This window comes from Candidatus Symbiopectobacterium sp. (assembly GCF_020054415.1).
Taxonomy (GTDB): domain Bacteria; phylum Pseudomonadota; class Gammaproteobacteria; order Enterobacterales; family Enterobacteriaceae; genus Symbiopectobacterium.
The window spans coordinates 1-3,568 of the sequence record NZ_JAHWCO010000101.1 but is presented as its reverse complement, the minus strand read 5'-3'; the positions used below and the strand labels follow the sequence as shown (position 1 = coordinate 3,568).

The 3,568-nt window shown below is 42.2% G+C and carries 3 protein-coding genes and 1 pseudogene; 3 read left to right on the top strand and 1 reads right to left on the bottom strand.

Going from position 1 to position 3,568, the window contains the following annotated elements:
- The first annotated feature begins 177 nt into the window (after window positions 1-177).
- Genes QZ506_RS03070 through QZ506_RS03060 form a run of 3 tightly spaced genes read left to right on the top strand, consistent with a single transcriptional unit; the run spans window position 178 to window position 3,223 of the window.
- Window positions 178-1,935 (top strand): thiamine pyrophosphate-binding protein, encoded by a 1,758-nt coding sequence (locus QZ506_RS03070; protein WP_291968979.1) that lies wholly within the window; start codon window positions 178-180, stop codon window positions 1,933-1,935.
- Window positions 1,936-1,956: 21 nt separating this feature from the next.
- Window positions 1,957-3,000, top strand: coding sequence for an N-acetylneuraminate synthase family protein (locus tag QZ506_RS03065; RefSeq protein WP_291968977.1), 1,044 nt, complete (start codon window positions 1,957-1,959; stop codon window positions 2,998-3,000).
- Between the two features lie 25 nt (window positions 3,001-3,025).
- Window positions 3,026-3,223, top strand: coding sequence for an MBL fold metallo-hydrolase (locus QZ506_RS03060; RefSeq protein ID WP_291968975.1), 198 nt, complete (start codon window positions 3,026-3,028; stop codon window positions 3,221-3,223).
- Between the two features lie 259 nt (window positions 3,224-3,482).
- On the opposite strand, the pseudogene QZ506_RS03055 reads toward QZ506_RS03060, so the two are convergent.
- Window positions 3,483-3,568: pseudogene (locus tag QZ506_RS03055) on the bottom strand (lipoprotein); the annotation flags it as partial.

The window sequence follows — 3,568 nt, the reverse complement described above, 5'->3', positions numbered from 1 at the left end:
GCGCTGCTTGAGGGCCTTGTTATAAGAGGGCCAGTTGGTGATTTTAAAATTTTGTTTTGCCATGGAGACCTGATTTTGAAACAACTGTGGTGATCTGCTCCGATGATTACCCAAAAGTTCTATTTATTCAACAAAGCCTCGTAGGAGTTTCTCATTATGCGCGTCTCTGATTATGTGATGCAACGGCTGCACCAATCGGGTGTGAACGATCTATTTATGGTGACCGGTAGAGGTGTCCTGTATTTATCTGATGCCGCAGCTAAGCATCAGGCACTTAACTGTGTTTGCGTTCACCATGAGCAGGCTGGTGCTTACGCAGCCATGGCCTATTCCCAAGTGAATGGGGTATTAGGGGCTTGTTTGGTATCAACCGGTTGTGCAGCGACGAATGCGATAACCCCTGTGCTATGTGCCTGGCAAGATGATATTCCCATGGTCATTATTTCTGGGCAGAATACTTTAAAAGAAACAGTTGGTTATACAGGATTACCCATACGAACCTATGGCCAGCAAGAAGCTGACATCATTAGTTTGGTAAAACCAATTACCAAATATGCAGTAATGATCGATGATCCAACCCAAATTGCAGTGGAAATGGATAAAGCGCTTTATATGGCACAGCATGGACGCAAAGGACCTGTTTGGATTGATATCCCTTTAGATATTCAGAATATGCGCGTTGAGGAAGAGGAGCTTGAGCGTTATACACCTACTGAAGCTAAATTAAGTGCCTCACATGAAGATATTGATTGGCTGTGCGAAACGTTAGCTGGCGCTCAGCGGCCTGTTGTGGTCATCGGCAGCGGTGTTCGCTCGGCGGGAGCACAATCACTTTTCAGTGATTTCATCGAAAAAACGTCGATTCCTGTTGTATATTGCGCATCAGCTACAGATATTTATAAGTCCGAGCATAAATTATCCATTGGTGCTGTAGGCACAATGGCAACCAACCGGGCTGCAAATTTTGCTATGCAAAATTCTGATCTATTGGTCATCATTGGCGCTCGCATGACATCAATGACTACGGGATCTAATCCGGAAAAATTTGCTCGTGCGGCGCGTATTGTTGCTGTTGATATCGATGAAAACGAATTTCACAAAGATAACTTGAAGGTTGAAAAGTTAATATTATCTGACGCGAGCGTTTTTTTAGAAAAAATCAATCAGAGAAACATTCTTGTTACCTGGAGTGATTGGGCTGAAAAATGCCTTCATTACAAAAAAATATTTCCAAAGTGCGAAGAAAAATATACAAAAAGCGACAAGATCGACCTGTACTATTTAGCTGATGTACTTTCGGAACATTTGGCTGATGACGCAGTTTTTGTGACTGACTCAGGCTTGGAAGAGTTGATTTTACCGACAACCATCTCGTTCCAGAAACAACAAAAATGCTTACATCCTGCTTCTCAAGGTGCTATGGGCTACGCGTTGCCTGCGGCTATCGGTGCCTATTTAAGCTCCCATAAGCAAGTGGTTACGGTGATTGGTGATGGCTCGATTATGATGAATTTGCAGGAGTTGCAAACAATAGCACCCCACCAGTTGCCTATTAAAATCATTGTAGCTAATAATAATTGTTACGCGGTAATCAGAAAACGGCAGGTTGATTTATTCAGAACGCGCACCATTGGCACCGATGCGGATAATGGGGTGTCATGTCCAGATTTTTCAAAGGTGGCCCTGTGTTTTGGTATTCATTATGAAAAAGTGGAAACGTCTGTAGATCTTAATGAAGCAATAGAGCGTGTTCTGAGTCACGATGGCCCCGTTATTTGTGAGGTCATGTGCCCTGAGGATCAAGAATATATTAATACATCGTATGTTCGCACCAGTAAAGGTCGTTTCGTCCAGCGTCCACTGGAAGATCAGGCACCATTTCTTGATCGTACGTTGTTTTTATCAGAAATGATCATTGACCCTATCGATCAATAAAATTTAGCTAAGAGGTCTGCTATGCCTGATGTGTTGTTAAAAGATGGAAAGTGTATTGGTAGTGGGAACCGACCGTATTTTATTGCTGAAGTTAACTCAAGCCACAATGGTGATATTGAAATAGCGCGGAAAATGATTGATAGCGCTAAAATGGCTGGGTGTGACTGTGTGAAATTCCAGTCTTGGTCTGCTGATTCGCTCTATTCAAAGGACTATTATGACAGTAATCCGATTGCAAAAAGAATCATTTCAAAATTCTCTCTTGCCGAAATTGAGTTATTAGAACTGGCAAAATACTGTCAGAGCGTAGGCATTGCATTTGCATCAACGCCTTATTCTCGGTATGAAGTGGATTTTCTTGTAGATAAATGTGGAGTACCTTTTATCAAGGTAGCTTCGCAGGATGTGAATAACTATCCCTATCTTAAATACATCGCGAGTAAGCAAGTTCCTATTATTTTATCGACAGGTATGGCCGATATCGAAGAAGTGCACAAGGCTGTCGACGCCATTACATCACAGAATAATCAACAAATTATTCTATTGCACTGTGTGTCAATTTATCCTGCCGCACCGGAAACGATTAATCTTAATAATATTGTAGGTCTAAAAGCACTTTTTAAAGATTATCCCGTCGGTTTTTCTGATCATACATTAGATATAGAGATTCCAACGGCATCTATTGCGTTAGGAGCGACGGTCATTGAAAAGCATCTTACTCTGGATAAAACCAAAATGGGGATGGATAACAACATGGCCATTGAACCGGATGAGATGAAACAGTTGGTTGATCAATCTAATAATGTTTATCTGAGTATGGGAAGCGAAACTCGCGTCGTTTCTGCGCTAGAATTGGCTCAGCGTGAAAAGATGCGTCGTAGTGTAGTTTTTGTTCGAGATTTACCGGCAGGACATCAGCTGCAAATCGAAGATTTCGATGTTAAACGTCCTGGAACGGGTCTCGCCCCTGAGTGGATCGAGCAATTGGCAGGATTCACTCTGAAGAAGGATGTTAAAGCAGACAATTTAGTTTCGAGTGAAGATATTATTGAAAAATTAAATTAACATGTATACTTGTACGGTTAACGGCGTGACAGTGAGGCGTTTTGTCTATCCTTATATTAACGCCAATATGTATTTCATCGTAGATAATGGACGAGCCATTGTTATCGATCCGCACCAGAGTGATGAGCTACGCGCTTTATTAACATCACAGGATATCAATGATATCCTGATACTGTTGACGCATGAGCATCCTGACCATACATCAGGGGGCTTTGTTGAATAAATAGATTTTATGCTGGCAGCCCAGTGAAACGACGGATCCTCGCAACGTAAAATCATGCAGTTAGGCCTCATGAGAAAAGTCTACACCTGAGATGAGAAGCATTTTCAACCAAAACTGGCATGGAAAAACAGCATGATTACCTATTATTCAACAAAGCCGGTGATTCGTTGTTGAAAAAAATCCCTGCTATCACGCGTTTCCCCGGGCTTTGTTGAATAAATCAGAACTTGTAACGACTGCGCCCCATACGGGTCGATTGTTACGTGATGCGAATACTGTTCGGCATTCCTAATAGCGTGATCAGGTTAAGCGCTTTGACCATGGCCATGGCTTCACCCACCTGAG